We start from the raw sequence: 15,254 nt of genomic DNA on the forward strand, positions 1-15,254 counted from the left end.
CAGTATCGGGACGACCCTCCGCCTTGCGATCGCACGCACCAGACGCCGCCCGGCCTGCCCTTCGGGCAGACGACGCTACTTTCGAAACACGCCCTGGGGCTCGGTTCGCCTCCGGGGCGCTCAAGCCGGACTCACAGGGCCGACCGTGCTCGCCTCCTTCGTTCCTCAGGAGGCTCCGCGCGCTCGGCCCTGTTCCCCTGGCCGCGCCCCTTCGGCTCACTCGCCAGGCGCAGCGTTACGCGTCAATCGAGAGGCGGCTGCGCAGCAGGGCGGCCAGGGACGCCGCGAACTCCACCGGTTCCACCGGAAGGGTGATCGCGGCGTCCGCGCGGCTCCAGGTGGCCAGCCAGGCGTCCTGCGGGCGCCCGATGAGCAGCAGCACCGGCGGGCAGCTGAAGACCTCGTCCTTGATCTGCCGGCAGACGCCCATGCCGCCGGCGGGCACCGCCTCGCCGTCCAGGACGCAGACGTCGACACCGCCCTCGTCCAGGCGCTTCAGCACCGCGGGCAGCGTCGCGCACTCCACGAACTCGACCGGCGGCACGTCGGCCGCGGGCCTGCGCCCCGCGGCGAGGCGCACCTGCGCGCGGGTGTTCGCGTCGTCGCTGTAGACCAGGACCGTGGCACTCGACTGCATCGTTCCTCCGTGGGGAAGTCCGTGGGAAGGTCGTCGATCGATGCGCGGGATGCTACTCCGGTCCACACCCCGTCAACACCCGTTCAGCACCTGTTCGAAGGGGCTTCCGATGGGCCGTTCGGGCTGGACACGCCCCCCTGACACTCCGAACGGCACCCCCCGGAGTGAGGGCGGGATAAGCGACCGACATAATGTCGGTCGTGGCGACAGTAACGACAGTAGAAACAGGGCACGCGCACCCGTCGGTCAATCGACCGAACCTCACCAGCGTCGGAACCATCATCTGGTTGAGCTCCGAGCTGATGTTCTTCGCGGCCCTCTTCGCGATGTACTTCACCCTGCGATCGGTGACAGGTCCCGAGTTCTGGGCGGAAAAGGCCTCGGCCTTGAACTTCCCGTTCTCGGCGACCAACACCACGATCCTGGTGCTCTCCTCCCTCACCTGTCAGCTCGGCGTCTTCGCCGCCGAGCGGGGCGACGTGAAGAAGCTCAGGACGTGGTTCATCATCACGTTCGTGATGGGTGCGATCTTCATCGGCGGCCAGGTCTTCGAGTACACCGAGCTGGTCAAGCACGAGGGCCTCTCGCTCTCGTCGGACCCGTACGGCTCCGTGTTCTACCTGACCACCGGCTTCCACGGCCTGCACGTGACGGGCGGTCTCATCGCCTTCCTGCTGGTCCTCGGCCGGACGTACGCCGCCAAGAGGTTCACCCACGAGCAGGCAACCGCCGCCATCGTCGTGTCCTACTACTGGCACTTCGTCGATGTCGTCTGGATCGGCCTCTTCGCCACGATCTACATGATCAAGTAATCGGTCCCGCCGACACGGCGGACCGAGACATCCAGCAAGCATCGACGCAGAAGATCCTGACACCGGGGTAATCCGTGAAAAAGCTCTCCGCACGACGACGCCATCCGCTGGCGGCGGTCGTCGTCCTCCTACTCGCGCTGGCGGCCACTGGGGGGCTGTACGCCGCGTTCGCGCCCGCGGGCACGGCGAAGGCCGATGAAACCGCCCAGTCCCTCGCGATCGAGGAGGGCAAGAAGCTCTACTCCGTCGGCTGCGCCAGCTGCCACGGAACCGGCGGTCAGGGAACCTCTGACGGCCCGTCCCTGGTCGGCGTCGGTTCGGCCGCGGTCGACTTCCAGGTCGGCACGGGCCGCATGCCGGCCCAGCAGCCGGGCGCCCAGGTCCCGAAGAAGAAGGTCATCTACTCGCAGGCTGAGATCGATCAGCTCGCGGCGTACGTCGCCTCTCTCGGTGCCGGTGCGATCACGCCGACCGAGGGTCAGTACAACCCTGCCGGTGCGGACGTCGCCAAGGGTGGCGAGCTGTTCCGCTCCAACTGCGCCCAGTGCCACAACTTCACCGGTGAGGGCGGCGCGCTGAGCAACGGCAAGTACGCCCCGAGCCTCGAAGGCGTGAGCCCGAAGCACCTCTACGAGGCCATGCAGACCGGCCCGCAGAACATGCCTTCCTTCCCGGACACGACCATGCCGGAGAAGGAGAAGAAGGACATCATCGCGTACGTCCAGGCCGTCAACAGCGACAAGGCCGACAACCCGGGCGGTCTCAAGCTCGGCGGCCTCGGCCCCGTCTCCGAGGGTCTGTTCGCCTGGATCTTCGGTCTGGGTGCGCTCATCGCAGTTGCCATCTGGGTCGCGGCCCACACCGCTAAGGCCAAGAAGTCATGAGTACCCAAGAGATTCCAGAAGAGAACCTGCCCGCAGGGCAGGACACCGCGCACGGCGCGGTGAAGGTCGCCGACGACCCGTTCGCCGACCCGGGCCTCCCGCCCCACAAGCCGCGCATCCAGGACATCGACGAGCGGGCCGCCCGGCGGTCCGAGCGTGCGGTCGCCTTCATGTTCACGCTGTCGATGCTGGCCACGGTCGGCTTCATCGCGTCGTACGTGATCTTCCCGGTCGATCAGATCGTGTACATCTGGCCCTTCGGCCGGGTGTCCTCGCTCAACTTCGCCCTGGGTCTGACCCTCGGTGCGGCTCTCTTCTTCATCGGCGCGGGCGCGGTCCACTGGGCCCGCACCCTGATGTCCGACGTCGAGGTCGCCGACGAGCGTCACCCGATGGCGGCGTCGCCCGAGGTCAAGGCGAAGGTCATGTCGGACTTCGCGGCCGGTGCCGCCGAGTCCGGCTTCGGCCGCCGCAAGCTCATCCGCAACACGCTGTTCGGTGCGCTGGCGCTCGTCCCCCTCTCCGGCGTCATGCTCCTGCGTGACATGGGTCCGCTGCCCGAGAAGAAGCTCCGGACCACGAAGTGGGCCAAGGGCAAGCAGCTGATCAACATGAACACGCACGAGCCGCTGCGTCCCGAGGACGTCGCGGTCGGTTCGCTGACCTTCGCGATGCCCGAGGGCATGACGGAGCACGACCACGACTTCCAGGTCGAGATCGCCAAGGCCGCCCTGATGATCGTCCGGATCCAGCCGGAGGACATCAAGGACAAGCGCGAGCTCGAGTGGTCGCACCAGGGCGTCGTCGCCTTCTCGAAGATCTGCACCCACGTGGGCTGCCCGATCTCCCTGTACGAGCAGCAGACGCATCACGTGCTCTGCCCGTGCCACCAGTCCACCTTCGACCTCTCCGACGGCGCCCGTGTCATCTTCGGCCCGGCCGGTCACGCCCTCCCGCAGCTGCGGATCGGCGTGAACGACAAGGGCTTCCTGGAGGCGCTCGGCGACTTCGACGAGCCCGTCGGCCCTGCCTTCTGGGAGCGCGGATGAGCACCGTGACGGATACGAACAAGAAGGCCCCCGCCGGTGAGCGGGTAGCCGACTGGGCCGACGGTCGCCTGGGGATCTACACGCTGGCCAAGGCCAACATGCGGAAGATCTTCCCGGACCACTGGTCCTTCATGCTGGGCGAGATCTGCCTCTACAGCTTCCTCATCATCATCCTGACGGGCGTCTATCTGACGATGTTCTTCCACCCGTCGATGAACGAGGTGGAGTACGTCGGACCGTACGTCCCGCTCCAGGGACAGCTGATGTCCGAGGCGTTCAACTCGACCATGCACATCTCGTTCGAGGTGCGCGGTGGTCTGCTGATCCGGCAGATCCACCACTGGGCGGCGCTGATCTTCCTCGCCGGCATGTTCGTGCACATGATGCGCGTGTTCTTCACCGGCGCGTTCCGCAAGCCGCGTGAGATCAACTGGCTGTTCGGCTTCCTGCTGTTCTTCCTGGGCATGTTCACCGGTTTCACCGGTTACTCGCTCCCGGACGACCTGCTCTCCGGCACCGGTGTCCGCTTCATGCAGGGCGCGATCCTGTCCGTGCCGGTCGTCGGCACGTACCTCTCGATGTTCCTGTTCGGCGGGGAGTTCCCCGGCGGCGACTTCGTGGCCCGGTTCTACTCGGCGCACGTGCTGCTCCTGCCCGGCATCATGCTGGGCCTGGTGGTCGCTCACCTGATCCTGGTGTTCGTCCACAAGCACACGCACTTCGAGGGCCCCGGCCGTACGAACAAGAACGTCGTGGGCATGCCGCTGCTGCCCGTGTACATGGCGAAGGCCGGAGGCTTCTTCTTCCTGGTCTTCGGTGTCATCGCGGTCATCTCGGCGATCGCCTCGATCAACCCGATCTGGGCGCTCGGCCCGTACCGCCCGGACCAGGTGTCCACCGGCGCCCAGCCCGACTGGTACATGGGCTTCGCCGAGGGGCTGATCCGTGTCATGCCGGGCTGGGAGATCAACCTCTGGGGCCACACGCTCGTCCTGGGCGTGATGATCCCGCTGGCGATCTTCCCCGCGGTCCTCGCGGCGATCGCGGTCTACCCGTTCATCGAGTCCTGGATCACCGGCGACAAGCGCGAGCACCACATCGCGCAGCGCCCGCGCAACGCTCCGACGCGCACCGCCTTCGGTGTCGCCTGGATCACCGCGTACATGATCATGCTCGTGGGTGGTGGAAACGACCTCTGGGCGACCCACTTCCACCTGTCGATCAACTCGATCACCTGGTTCGTGCGGATCTTCTTCTTCCTCGGCCCGGTCATCGCGTTCATCGTCACCAAGCGGATCTGCCTCGGCCTCCAGCGCCGGGACAAGGACAAGGTGCTGCACGGCCGCGAGTCGGGCATCATCAAGCGCCTGCCGCACGGTGAGTTCGTCGAGGTCCACACCCCGCTGAGCCAGGGCGAGCTGCACAAGCTCACGGCGCACGAGCAGTACGCGGCCGCGGAGCTTCCGCCGGCCGTCGACGAGAACGGCGTGGAGCGCAAGATCGGCGCGATCGAGAAGCTCCGGGTCAAGCTCAACAAGGGCTACTACGGCGATGACAGCCAGATCGCCAAGCCCACCTCGGAGGAGTACAAGGAGATCCAGAGCGGCCACGGCCACCACTGATCCCCTGACCTTCCGATGACGTAGGTCGCCACGGTGAGAGCCCCGTCCATTCGATGGACGGGGCTCTTCGCCGTCTTCCGGGCTCGATAGGGTGGACCTTGTATTCCCCTACGTGATGACCCAGGAGCTGCCATGAGCGCTGTGACCCCCGCTGGAGGACCTACGTCGGCGGGCCGCTCCTGGCCCGTCCTCCTGAACGGCCTGCTCGAAGGCCGTGACCTCGCCGCCGACGACACGGCCTGGGCGATGGACCTCATCATGCGCGGCGAGGCCACCGACGCCCAGATCGCCGGGTTCATGGTGGCGCTGCGCGCCAAGGGCGAGACGGTCGCGGAGATCACCGGCCTCGTACGGAGCATGTACGAGCACGCCAACGTGATCGAGGTGCCCGGCCCCGCCGTCGACATCGTCGGCACCGGCGGCGACGGCGCCAAGACCGTGAACATCTCCACGATGGCCTCGATCGTGGCCGCCGGCACGGGCGCGAAGGTCGTCAAGCACGGCAACCGCGCCGCGTCCTCCGCCTCCGGCTCCTCCGACGTCCTGGAGAAGCTCGGCATCAATCTGAACCTGACCCCCCGGCGGGTCGCCGAGGTCGCCGAGGAAGCCGGCATCACCATCTGCTTCGCGGTGAAGTTCCACCCGGCGCTGCGGCACGTCGCCGCCGCGCGCGGCCAGCTGGGGATCCGCACGACCTTCAACGTCCTCGGCCCGCTGACCAATCCGGCGAGGGTCCGCGCCCAGGCCGTCGGCGTCGCCGACGCGCGCATGGCACCGATCGTGGCCGGGGTCTTCGCCGAGCGCGGCAACTCCGCCCTGGTGTTCCGCGGCGACGACGGCCTGGACGAGCTGACGACCACCTCCACCTCGCGGGTCTGGGTGGTCCGCGGCGGCACGGTGACCGAGGAGCGCTTCGACCCGCGGGACGTGGGCATCGACCTCGTACCCCTGGAGGCGCTGCGCGGCGCGGACGCGTCCTTCAACGCCGACGTCGCCCGCCGGCTCCTCGCGGGGGAGACCGGGCCCGTACGGGACGCGGTGCTCCTCAACACCGCGGCGGCGCTCACCGCCCTGGAGCCCGGCGAGGGCACCCTGGCGGAGCAGCTGCGCGCCGGTATCGCGAAGGGCGCGGAGGCGATCGATTCCGGCGCGGCCCACCGCACCCTGGAGCGCTGGGTCGCCGCCAGCAACGCGTAGCGGTTCCTTCGAGGCCCCGGTCCAGCATGCGGACCGGGGTCTTACGCATCCGCGATCATGTGGCAGGATGCATGCCAGGTCATGAGTGACAGCTACGAAGCCCCGGCTTGCTGTCCGGCAACCCTCCGTCCGTGGCGGGGTGCCCCGGGTGAAGACCAGGCCGTGGACAGCAAGGTCCACGGCAAGCGCGGGCCCCTCGACCACCAGGGGTCCTGGTCTCTCGAGGAGCTTTTTCCGTGAGCAAGCGAATGCGATAGGGCGAATCCGCCCCTTCTTCACCCTCGGATCAGGGTCACTTTCGCGTACCCCCATGTCCTCCGAGGCATCACCCGTACCCCGCCATGTCCGGCCGCGTACGGGATCACCGAAGCCATTCCGCACCGCCCGCCGGGAGATACCGCCATGTCCGCATACCCGAACGCCGCTGTCGTGACCGCCGACTCCGAGTCCGCCGACCCCTGCTGCGCCGCCCCGCTGCCGGTCCTCGGCCGGGACGTCACCGTCCCGCTCGTCACCGGTGGCGAAGTGACCTACGCGGCACTCGACTACGCCGCCAGCGCCCCGGCGCTCCAGCGGGTGTGGGACGACGTCGCCGCGTACGCCCCCTACTACGGCAGCGTCCACCGCGGCGCCGGCTACCTCTCCCAGCTCTCCACCGACCTCTTCGAGAACAGCCGCGTCACCGTCGCCGAGTTCCTCGACTGCCGCCCGGGCGACCAGGTCGTCTTCACCCGCTCCACCACCGACTCCCTCAACCTGCTCGCGGCCACGCTCCCCGCCGACTGCCAGGTCTTCGTCTTCGAGACCGAGCACCACGCCTCGCTGCTGCCCTGGCAGGACGCCCACGTCACCTACCTCAACGCGCCCCGCACCCCCGAGCAGGCCGTCGCGACCCTGGAGCGGGCACTCGCCGACCGCGACCCCTACGGCCCCGCCCTGGTCTGCGTCACCGGTGCCTCGAACGTCACCGGTGAGCTGTGGCCGGTGAAGGAGCTCGCCGCCGCCGCCCACGCCCACGGCGCCAGGACCGTGCTCGACGCCGCCCAGCTCGCGCCCCACCACCCCGTCTCCGTACAGGAGTTGGACGTGGACTGGGTCGCCTTCTCCGGGCACAAGCTGTACGCGCCCTTCGGCTCGGGCGTCCTCGCGGGCCGCTCCGACTGGCTCCAGGACGCCGAGCCGTACCTCGCGGGCGGCGGCGCCTCCCGCAAGGTGGCGCGCCGCGCCGACGGCGGCGTGGACGTGGAGTGGCACACCACCGCCGCCCGCCACGAGGCCGGCTCCCCGAACGTCATCGGCGTCTACTCCATCGCCTCCGCCTGCAGGGCGCTCACCGAGGCCGGCTTCGACCAGCTCGTCGCCCGCGAGCAGCACCTGATCGACACGGTCCGCGCGGGCCTCGCCGAGGTCCCCGAGGTCAAGGTGCTCTCGCTCTTCGGCGACGACGCGCCCCGCGTCGGCGTCATCTCCTTCGTCGTGGAGGGCTGGAACAGCTCCCACTTCGCCGCCGCGCTCTCCGCCGAGTACGGCATCGGCGTCCGTGACGGCCTCTTCTGCGCCCACCCGCTGGTCCGCACACTGCTCGGCAGCGACCCGCAGACCCAGGGCGAGTGCGGCTCCCCCGAGGCGACCCCGGGGGAGCGGTCCCTCAACGCGATCCGGGTGAGCTTCGGCGCCGGTACGCCGGACGAGCACGTGGAGCGGTTCGTCGGCGCCGTGAAGGAGCTTGTCCGGGACGGCGCGCAGTGGAAGTACCGCACCGAGGACGGCCGCTGCGTCCCCGACCGCGGCTGATCAGTCACTCGTACGGGTGAAGGGGGCCTCCCGGCCGGGAGGCCCCCTTCCGTCGTGACGCGTGCGCGGCCTCAGGACTCCAGGCCGATGGCGAAGGCCGCCTCCAGATCGTGCTGGGAGTACGTCCGGAACGCCACGTGCGTGTCCGTGGCCTCGACGCCGGGGATCTTGCTGATGCTGCCGGGGATGACGTCCGCCAGGTCGTCGTGGCGCGACACCCGGACCATGGCGATCAGGTCGTAGGTCCCGGTCACCGAGAAGACCTCGCTGACGCTGTCGAGCGCCGCGATCGACTCGGCGATCTCGGGGATGCGGTCCACGCTGGTCTTGATGAGCACGATCGCGGTGATCACGGCTGGCTTTCTCCCTCGGTCGCCGCGGCTGGAGCCTTCACTCTATCCCCACCCCGGTAGCGGCCCCAGGCGTAGAGGAAGCCGAGGGAGAAGCCCACCACGTGGGCCAGATAGGCGACGCCGGGGCCCGGTCCGGCCGCCCGCGCCGCCAGCCACTGGAGCACGAACCAGAAGATCAGCACGATCCAGGCGGGAAAGCGCAGCGGCAGGAAGAAGAGGAAGGGGAAGAGGCTGGTCACCCGGGAGCGCGGGAAGAGGAAGAGGAAGGCCCCGAGCACCCCGGAGATCGCCCCGGACGCCCCGACGAGCGTCTGCTCGCTGTTCGCGTGTGCCACGGCGTACCCGACCAGGGCGAGGTAGCCGGTGCCCAGGTAGAAGAGGGCGAACTCGACGGGGCCCATGCGCTCTTCGGCCATCGCGCCGAAGACGTACAGGAAGAGCATGTTTCCCAGCAGATGGAGCCAGCTGCCGTGGACGAAGAGCGCGGTGAGCGGGGTGAGCAGGGCGTGGGGGTCGCCGGCCATCAGCTCGGCGGGGACCACGCCCCAGCGGCGGAAGTACGCGCCCTGGGCCGCGAGGAGCGCGTCCCCCGTGCCGTACACCGGGTTGAGTCCGGAGACCGGGCTCATCGCGAAGAGGAGGCAGCAGGCGGCGATGAGGCAGTAGGTCACCGTGGGGCCGCCGCGGGTGCCCCGCCAGGCACCCCGGGTAGCCGCTCGCCAGTCGATCATGGACAGATCATGGCGTACCGGGGCCGAACTGGACAGAGTGCCTCGCCGTGCTCCGGCGCACCGGCGAGGCCGTAGGGTAACGGGCAGTACGACCGCAGTTCGACGGCGCACCGCGGCTCCCGCACCTGGTACCACGCAACAGGAAGAAGGACGGCTCGATGACGACGGTTCCCCTGCCGACCGCCGAGACTCGCTGGCGCTGCACGCTCTGTGGCAACCTGACCCGCTTCGACGTGACCCGCTCGTCCAAGGTCGTGGAGTACGTCCATCTGGACCTCGCGGGCGACCCGACGGTCGAGGAGCGGCAGGTGGTCAGTGAGACCATCGAGTCGGTCCGCTGCCGCTGGTGCAACGCGGTGGACCAGATCGAACTGGTGGACAGGCCGGGCGCCGCCTCCTGAGGGGCGGCGCGGACGACATAGGGGTGACGGATCGTGGAGCAGCCCGCGCACGGTGGAGAGCCGGCCGGCGCGGCAGGTGACGCTGCCGAGACGCTCGACCACCCACTGGCGGAAGGTGTACGTCGGCGGGTCGTCGCGCTGGTCGCGGACGCCTTCGGCGGGCTGACCGTCTCGGAGCTGCCGGCCCCCCTGCGGCAGTACGCGCGGTTCACCGCGAGCCGGCGGGCCAAGTTCGCCGGAAACGCGATGGCGGCCGCCCTGGAGAGCGACCCGCTCTTCCGTCAGCGGATCGGCGAGCGGTTCAAGCAGTCCCAGCCCGAGCTCGCCGGTGCCGTCGAGACGGGCACCCCGCCCGCCGCCGCCGACCCGCTCGACGTGGCGGCCGCCGCCTACGTGCTGCGTCCGGTCGGCTGGGTCAAGCTCGTCGCCGCCGCGGGCGAGGAGGCCCAGCGGGCGGACGCCGAGCGGGCCGACGAGGCCGGTCGGCGCGAACTGGATCGGCTGCGCGAGGAGCTCGCCGCCGCGAAGGACCGCTCCCGGGGCGAGACGGAGGAGCTGCGCCACGATCTGGACGCCGCCCGGAGGGAAGCGGAATCGCTTCACCGCAAGCTGCGCAGCGCCCAGAGCGATGTGAAGCGCGGTGAGGCCGCGCTGCGCCGCGCGCAGGGCGAGATCGACACCGCGCGGGCGGAGGCGGCGGCCCAGGTGTCGGCCGCCGAGAGCGAGAGCCGGCGGCTCAAGGCCCGGCTCGCCGAGGTCGAGGCGGCGCTGGAGGCGAGCCGCAGGACCGCGCGCGAGGGCCGCTCGGTGGAGGACATGCGGCTGCGGCTGCTGCTCGACACGGTCCTGGACGCGGCCCAGGGGCTGCGCCGCGAACTGGCGTTGCCCCCCGTCTCCGTACACCCGGCGGACACCGTCGACGCGGTGGAGCCGGGGCGGATGTCCCCGAAGGACATCGCGGCACGGGCGCTTTCCGAGACCGATCCGGCGCTGCTCGACCAACTGCTCGCGCTGCCGCAGGCCCATCTGGTGGTCGACGGCTACAACGTCACCAAGACCGGCTATCCGACGATGCCGCTGGAGAAGCAGCGGCTGCGGCTCCTCGGGAGCCTCTCGGCCCTCGCGGCCCGCTCGGGCGCCGAGGTCACGTGTGTCTTCGACGGGGCGGAACTGGCGGCCCCGGTACTGCTCGCGCCGCCGCGCGGGGTGCGCGTGCTCTTCTCCAAGCCCGGCGTGACGGCGGACGAGTTGATCCGTCAGCTGGTCCGGGCCGAGCCGCCGGGGCGGCCCGTGGTGGTGGTCTCCACCGACCGCGAGGTGGCCGACGGAGTGGCGAAGGCGGGTGCGAGGCCCGTGGCGTCCGCATTGTTGCTGAAGCGGCTTTCGCGGCTCTCGTAACGTCTCGTAACTCCTGGGCTTTATGCCCGAATTCTGGATGGCGCACCGTCAAGTGGTCATCACTGCCCGTGTGGTGTGGGTAAACAAAGTGCTGCGTGAGCGATATTTTTGCCAGTGGGATTTGAACTGATCACAACTTGGTCACTAGGGTCAGGCTTCGAACCTTCGCGCGGTTGATCACCCATCCGGGGTGACGGCGGAGGAACCGCCTGCCCCTCACCGGTTGGGCGGCTCTGAGGAAGAAGGAGCTCGCCTTCGTGGCGTCCCACCGTCGACCCAAGCAGCCGAGCCGTGCCCGCGTGACCGTGCTCACCGCGGCCGCGGCCGCCGCCGTCGCGCTCTCCGCCCAGTCCGGAGCCCAGGCGGCCCCCAAGCCCAAGATCGACGAGGTCAAGTCGAAGGTCGACGAGCTCCATCACGAGGCCGAAGAGGCCACGGAGCAGTACAACCAGGCCGAAGAGCGCCGCGGCACGCTGCAGACGGAGATCAGCAACCTCCAGGACAAGGTGGCCCGCGGTCAGCAGGAGCTCAACACCCTGCGCAACCAGATCGGTTCGGTCGCCAGCGCCCAGTACCGCTCCGGCGGCATCGACCCGGCGCTCCAGCTCTTCCTCTCCGCCGACCCGGACACCTACCTCGACAAGGCGTCCGCGATCGACCAGCTGAGCGCCCAGCAGGCCGACGTCCTCACCTCGATCCAGGCCAAGCAGCGGACCCTCGCGCAGCAGCGCGCCGAGGCGACCACGAAGCTGGCCGACCTCGAGGACGTCCGCAAGACCCTCGGTGCGAAGAAGCAGAAGTACCAGAGCAAGCTCGCCGAGGCGCAGAAGCTCCTCAACACCCTCACGGCGGCCGAGAAGGCCAGGCTGGAGCAGGAGGAGCGGGCCAAGGAGCAGCGGGCCAGCCGCGCCGCCGGCGAGCGGCTCGACCTCGGCAACGAGGCCCCCGCGAGCGGCCTCGGCGCCGCCGCGCTCAACGCCGCCGCCTCCCAGATCGGCAAGCCGTACGTCTCCGGCGCCGAGGGCCCCAACGCCTACGACTGCTCGGGTCTGACCCAGTGGGCCTACCGCCAGGCCGGCGCCAGGCTCACCCGCACCACGTACACCCAGCAGAACGACGGCACGAAGATCGGCCGCAGCCAGCTCAAGCCGGGCGACCTGGTCTTCTTCAACGGCCTGTCGCACGTGGGTCTGTACGCGGGCAACAACACGATCCTGCACGCCCCCAAGCCGGGCGCCAGCGTCCGCTACGAGTCGATGAGCTACATGGGCACGTTCCAGTTCGGCGTCCGCGTCGGAGGCTGACACACCCCGCTCCGGTATGCCGCCCAAACGGGTGGTTCGCCCGGACGCTCGCTGACCTGACGCCCCGCCGGTGACCTGTGATCTCCGGCGGGGCGTCACTTTGTGTGCCCGGCGCCTTCGTTGGACGTGACGTGATCAGCGGCTACTGTCTGCCGCGCCAGTCTGCGTCGAGCCGAACGGAGCGCGATTAGTGGCGTCCCACCGCCGACCCGCGAGGGTCACCGTCCTGACCGCAGCCGCCGCGGCCACCGCGGCGGCGTCCCTCGGGGCCGTCCCCGCGAGCGCCGACCCCGGGACCACGCCCACGGCCACCCGGGCCACCGTCGACCGCCTCTTCGAGGAGGCCGAGAAGGCCACCGAGGGCTACAACAAGGCGGACGAGAAGGCGGACGCGCTGCGCCGGACGGTCTCCCGGGCACAGGACGGACTCGCCCGCGGCCAGGAGCGCATCAACCACATGCGGGGCGCCCTCGGCTCGGTCGCCGGCGCCCAGTACCGCTCCGGCGGCATCGACCCCGCCCTCGCGCTGCTGCTCTCCTCCGACCCCGACAGCTATCTGGAGCGCGCCTCGGTCCTCGACCGCGCCACCGCCCGGCAGGGCGCGGCGCTCGGCGAACTCCAGCGGGAGCAGCGCCGGCTGAACCAGAAGCGGGACGAGGCACGCACCGCCCTCGTCGAGCTCGAACGCAGCCGGGCCGAGGTGGCCCGCCACAAGCGCACCGTCGAGCGCAAGCTCGCCGAGGCCCGCCGCCTCCTCGCCTCCCTCACCGTCGAGGAGCGCGCCGACTACGACCGTGCCTCCCGCTCCGGTGGACGCGCGGAGGCCGCCGGGGAGCTGCCGCCCCTCGCCGACCTCGGCCCCGGCTCCTCACGGGCCTCGGCCGCGGTGCTCGCCGCCCGCAGCGCGATCGGCAAACCGTACGTGTGGGGGGCGACCGGGCCCACCGGCTTCGACTGCTCGGGCCTGATGGTCTGGTCGTACCGGCAGGCCGGGATCAGCCTGCCGCGCACCTCCTCCGCGCAGCGGCACGCGGGCCGGCAGGTGCCGCTCTCGCAGGCGCAGCCCGGCGACCTGGTCACGTACCGCGGCGACGCCAGCCACGTGGGGATCTACGCGGGCAACGGACAGGTCATCCACGCCCCCTACCCGGGCGCGCGGGTCCGCTACGACCCGGTGAACATGATGTCGAACGTGACGGTGACCCGGGTCTGAGCCCGCGCGGTCGCCGGGCCCGTCGCCGGTCCTTTCGCCGATCCGCCGTACCGGAAGCGGTACCGACCGTACGATCGTTGGCGTGGCAGGTCAGGGGTGTGGAGCGCGGCGACCGGCCGCGGCCTGCCTGCTCGCCCTGCTGCTCGCGCTCACCGGGCTCGCCGGCTGTGCGGCGGGTCGAACCATGGACACGGCCTCGGCGACGGCCGCGGCGTCCCGGGAGATACAGACGCTCCTCGACGGACACGCCAGGGCGCTCCTCGACCGCGACGAGCCCGGCTTCCGCGCCGCCCTCGACCCCGCCTACGCGCCGACCGCCGTGACCGAGTTCCGGCGGCTCGCGAAGGTGCCGCTCGACGACTGGACGTACCGGGTCACCGGGATCGACCGCACAGACGAGGACGAGGTCACGGCCCGCGCCGTGCTCGGCTACCGCTTCCGTGGCCACGACGGGGGACCCGTCACCAGCGACCGCGTCCTGGACCTGGCCGAGCGGGACGGGCGCTGGTACGTGACCGGTGACCGGCCCGCGGAGGGCGCGCCGCGGCAGCTCTGGGAGCAGGGGGAGGTACGGACCGTCCGGGGCGCCCGCTCGCTCGTCCTCGGCGTCGGCCAGGACCCGGAGCGGCTCCGGGACATCGCCGAGGCCGCCGACCGGGCGGTCCCCGCCGTGAGCGCGGCCTGGTCCTCGGAGTGGGCCCGCGAGGTCGTCGTCCTCGTTCCAGGCTCCCTGGATGCCATGGGCGGGCTGCTCGGGGCACCGGGCGCCTCCTACCGGGGCATCGCCGCCGTCACCACGGGGGAGACCGAGGGCGGGGCGGACGCGCCGGCGGACCGGGTCATCGTCAACCCCGAGGCGTACGGGGGCCTCGGCGACTTCGGCCGGCAGTTCGTCCTCACCCATGAGACGGTCCACGTCGCCACCCGCGCTCACACCTCACCGGCCACGCCGGTCTGGCTCTCCGAGGGCTTCGCCGACTGGGTCGGCTACCGGGGCACCGGCCGGACCACCGCCCAGGCCGCCCCCGAGCTGCGGCGCGCGGTCCGCGCGGGCGAGCCGCCGGTCCGGCTCCCGGAGGACACGGACTTCGCCTTCGGCGGCGACGCGGAGTCGCTCGCCCGGGCCTACGAGAGCGGCTGGCTCGCGTGCGAGCTGATCGCGGAGCGCTGGGGCGAGACGGAGCTGACGGAGTTCTACCGGGCGGTGGGGGCGCATCCGGCCCGGGAGGGCGCGGTGGAGAAGGCGCTCCAGGAGGTCCTGGACACCACCCCGGAGGAGTTCACGGCCGCGTGGCGGACGTTTCTGACGGAACGGCTCGGCTGACGCGCGCCGCCCGCGCGTCCAGTTCTTCGAGGGCCTCGGTCAGCCAGGCCTTCTCCGCCGTGCCCGTGGCGCGAGCGATCCGCAGCATGCCCTGCCGGAAGAGGTCGGGCTCGTCCTCGGCGCGCACCGGGGTCCCGCCCTCGTAGAAGAAGCCGGCCGGGGCGGAGAGGAACTCCTGGCGGCGGCGGAGCACGGCCGCCTGCTCCGCCGGCTCGGGGAGCCGGCCGAGGAAGGAGAGCACGGTGAAGAACCGCTGCCCGTCGGTGATCTCGGCGTCCTTGGGGTTCCGCAGCCGGGCGAGCAGCTCCCGGCGGCCGTCCGGGGTGAGGGAGAGCGTGCGGCGCGGGGCGGCGCTCGCGCCGGGCTCCGTGCGGCTGTCGACGAGGCCGTTCTTCACGAGGCGGGCGATCGCCGGGTAGAGGGCGCCGTCGCTGACCGGGCGGACGTGGCCGCTCAGGCCCTGGATGCGCTCCTTCAGCTCGTACCCGTGCAGGGGCTTCTCGTACAGGAAGCCCAGGATCGACAGCTCCAGCAC

The 15,254-nt window shown here is 70.7% G+C and carries 15 protein-coding genes and 1 riboswitch; of the genes, 11 read left to right on the forward strand and 4 right to left on the reverse strand.

Features of this window, described 5'->3' with window-relative positions; all coding sequences use genetic code 11:
• Positions 1-235: 235 nt before the first annotated feature.
• On the reverse strand, positions 236-637 hold the full coding sequence (locus ACWFR1_RS18110; RefSeq protein WP_453552223.1) for a hypothetical protein: 402 nt from the start codon (positions 635-637) through the stop codon (positions 236-238).
• A 191-nt stretch (positions 638-828) separates the two neighbouring features.
• Here ACWFR1_RS18110 and ctaE point away from each other — a divergent pair, with 191 nt between their 5' ends.
• The 6 genes from ctaE to ACWFR1_RS18140 all read left to right on the forward strand — a co-directional run bounded on the left by ctaE (position 829) and on the right by ACWFR1_RS18140 (position 7,995).
• Positions 829-1,449, forward strand: a complete 621-nt coding sequence (ctaE, locus tag ACWFR1_RS18115) for an aa3-type cytochrome oxidase subunit III (RefSeq protein WP_141296084.1) — start codon at positions 829-831, stop codon at positions 1,447-1,449.
• 74 nt (positions 1,450-1,523) lie between these two features.
• A complete protein-coding gene (gene qcrC, locus ACWFR1_RS18120; RefSeq protein ID WP_453552225.1) occupies positions 1,524-2,333 on the forward strand; it encodes a cytochrome bc1 complex diheme cytochrome c subunit in 810 nt (269 codons plus the stop codon).
• Positions 2,330-3,382 (forward strand): cytochrome bc1 complex Rieske iron-sulfur subunit, encoded by a 1,053-nt coding sequence (gene qcrA, locus ACWFR1_RS18125; RefSeq protein WP_453552227.1) that lies wholly within the window; start codon positions 2,330-2,332, stop codon positions 3,380-3,382. The genes qcrC and qcrA overlap by 4 nt, the downstream gene beginning before the upstream one ends.
• A complete protein-coding gene (qcrB, locus tag ACWFR1_RS18130; protein ID WP_453552228.1) occupies positions 3,379-5,004 on the forward strand; it encodes a cytochrome bc1 complex cytochrome b subunit in 1,626 nt (541 codons plus the stop codon). Before qcrA ends, qcrB begins: the two co-directional genes overlap by 4 nt.
• Before the next feature lie 132 nt (positions 5,005-5,136).
• Positions 5,137-6,201, forward strand: coding sequence for an anthranilate phosphoribosyltransferase (trpD, locus tag ACWFR1_RS18135; protein WP_453552230.1), 1,065 nt, complete (start codon positions 5,137-5,139; stop codon positions 6,199-6,201).
• Between the two features lie 77 nt (positions 6,202-6,278).
• Positions 6,279-6,395: riboswitch (SAM riboswitch) on the forward strand.
• 208 nt (positions 6,396-6,603) lie between these two features.
• Positions 6,604-7,995, forward strand: a complete 1,392-nt coding sequence (locus ACWFR1_RS18140; protein ID WP_453552232.1) for an aminotransferase class V-fold PLP-dependent enzyme — start codon at positions 6,604-6,606, stop codon at positions 7,993-7,995.
• A gap of 71 nt (positions 7,996-8,066) precedes the next feature.
• Here ACWFR1_RS18140 and ACWFR1_RS18145 read toward each other — a convergent pair whose 3' ends face one another.
• Positions 8,067-8,348, reverse strand: a complete 282-nt coding sequence (locus ACWFR1_RS18145) for an Lrp/AsnC family transcriptional regulator (protein ID WP_024755605.1) — start codon at positions 8,346-8,348, stop codon at positions 8,067-8,069.
• Positions 8,345-9,079 (reverse strand): rhomboid family intramembrane serine protease, encoded by a 735-nt coding sequence (locus tag ACWFR1_RS18150; protein WP_453552234.1) that lies wholly within the window; start codon positions 9,077-9,079, stop codon positions 8,345-8,347. The genes ACWFR1_RS18145 and ACWFR1_RS18150 overlap by 4 nt, the downstream gene beginning before the upstream one ends.
• Positions 9,080-9,237: 158 nt before the next feature.
• Between ACWFR1_RS18150 and ACWFR1_RS18155 the strand changes: the two genes are divergently transcribed.
• The 5 genes from ACWFR1_RS18155 (at position 9,238) to ACWFR1_RS18175 (ending at position 14,719) form a co-directional block, all read left to right on the forward strand.
• On the forward strand, positions 9,238-9,480 hold the full coding sequence (locus ACWFR1_RS18155) for a hypothetical protein (protein ID WP_017238847.1): 243 nt from the start codon (positions 9,238-9,240) through the stop codon (positions 9,478-9,480).
• A gap of 33 nt (positions 9,481-9,513) precedes the next feature.
• The gene (locus ACWFR1_RS18160; protein ID WP_453552237.1) at positions 9,514-10,878 is read left to right on the forward strand and encodes an NYN domain-containing protein; all 1,365 of its coding nucleotides are present in this window, start codon (positions 9,514-9,516) and stop codon (positions 10,876-10,878) included.
• Positions 10,879-11,135: 257 nt separating this feature from the next.
• Positions 11,136-12,182: an NlpC/P60 family protein gene (locus ACWFR1_RS18165; protein ID WP_453552239.1), complete on the forward strand. Its 1,047-nt coding sequence runs from the start codon at positions 11,136-11,138 to the stop codon at positions 12,180-12,182.
• A gap of 190 nt (positions 12,183-12,372) precedes the next feature.
• Positions 12,373-13,395, forward strand: a complete 1,023-nt coding sequence (locus tag ACWFR1_RS18170; protein WP_453552241.1) for an NlpC/P60 family protein — start codon at positions 12,373-12,375, stop codon at positions 13,393-13,395.
• Between the two features lie 82 nt (positions 13,396-13,477).
• The gene (locus ACWFR1_RS18175) at positions 13,478-14,719 is read left to right on the forward strand and encodes a hypothetical protein (RefSeq protein ID WP_453552243.1); all 1,242 of its coding nucleotides are present in this window, start codon (positions 13,478-13,480) and stop codon (positions 14,717-14,719) included.
• Here the strand turns inward: ACWFR1_RS18175 and ACWFR1_RS18180 are convergent.
• Entirely contained in the window at positions 14,676-15,254 is a 579-nt protein-coding gene (locus ACWFR1_RS18180; RefSeq protein ID WP_453552245.1) for a PadR family transcriptional regulator, read from the reverse strand. The two genes, ACWFR1_RS18175 and ACWFR1_RS18180, sit on opposite strands and share 44 nt — an antisense overlap.

Source organism: Streptomyces sp. NPDC055103, assembly GCF_053607625.1.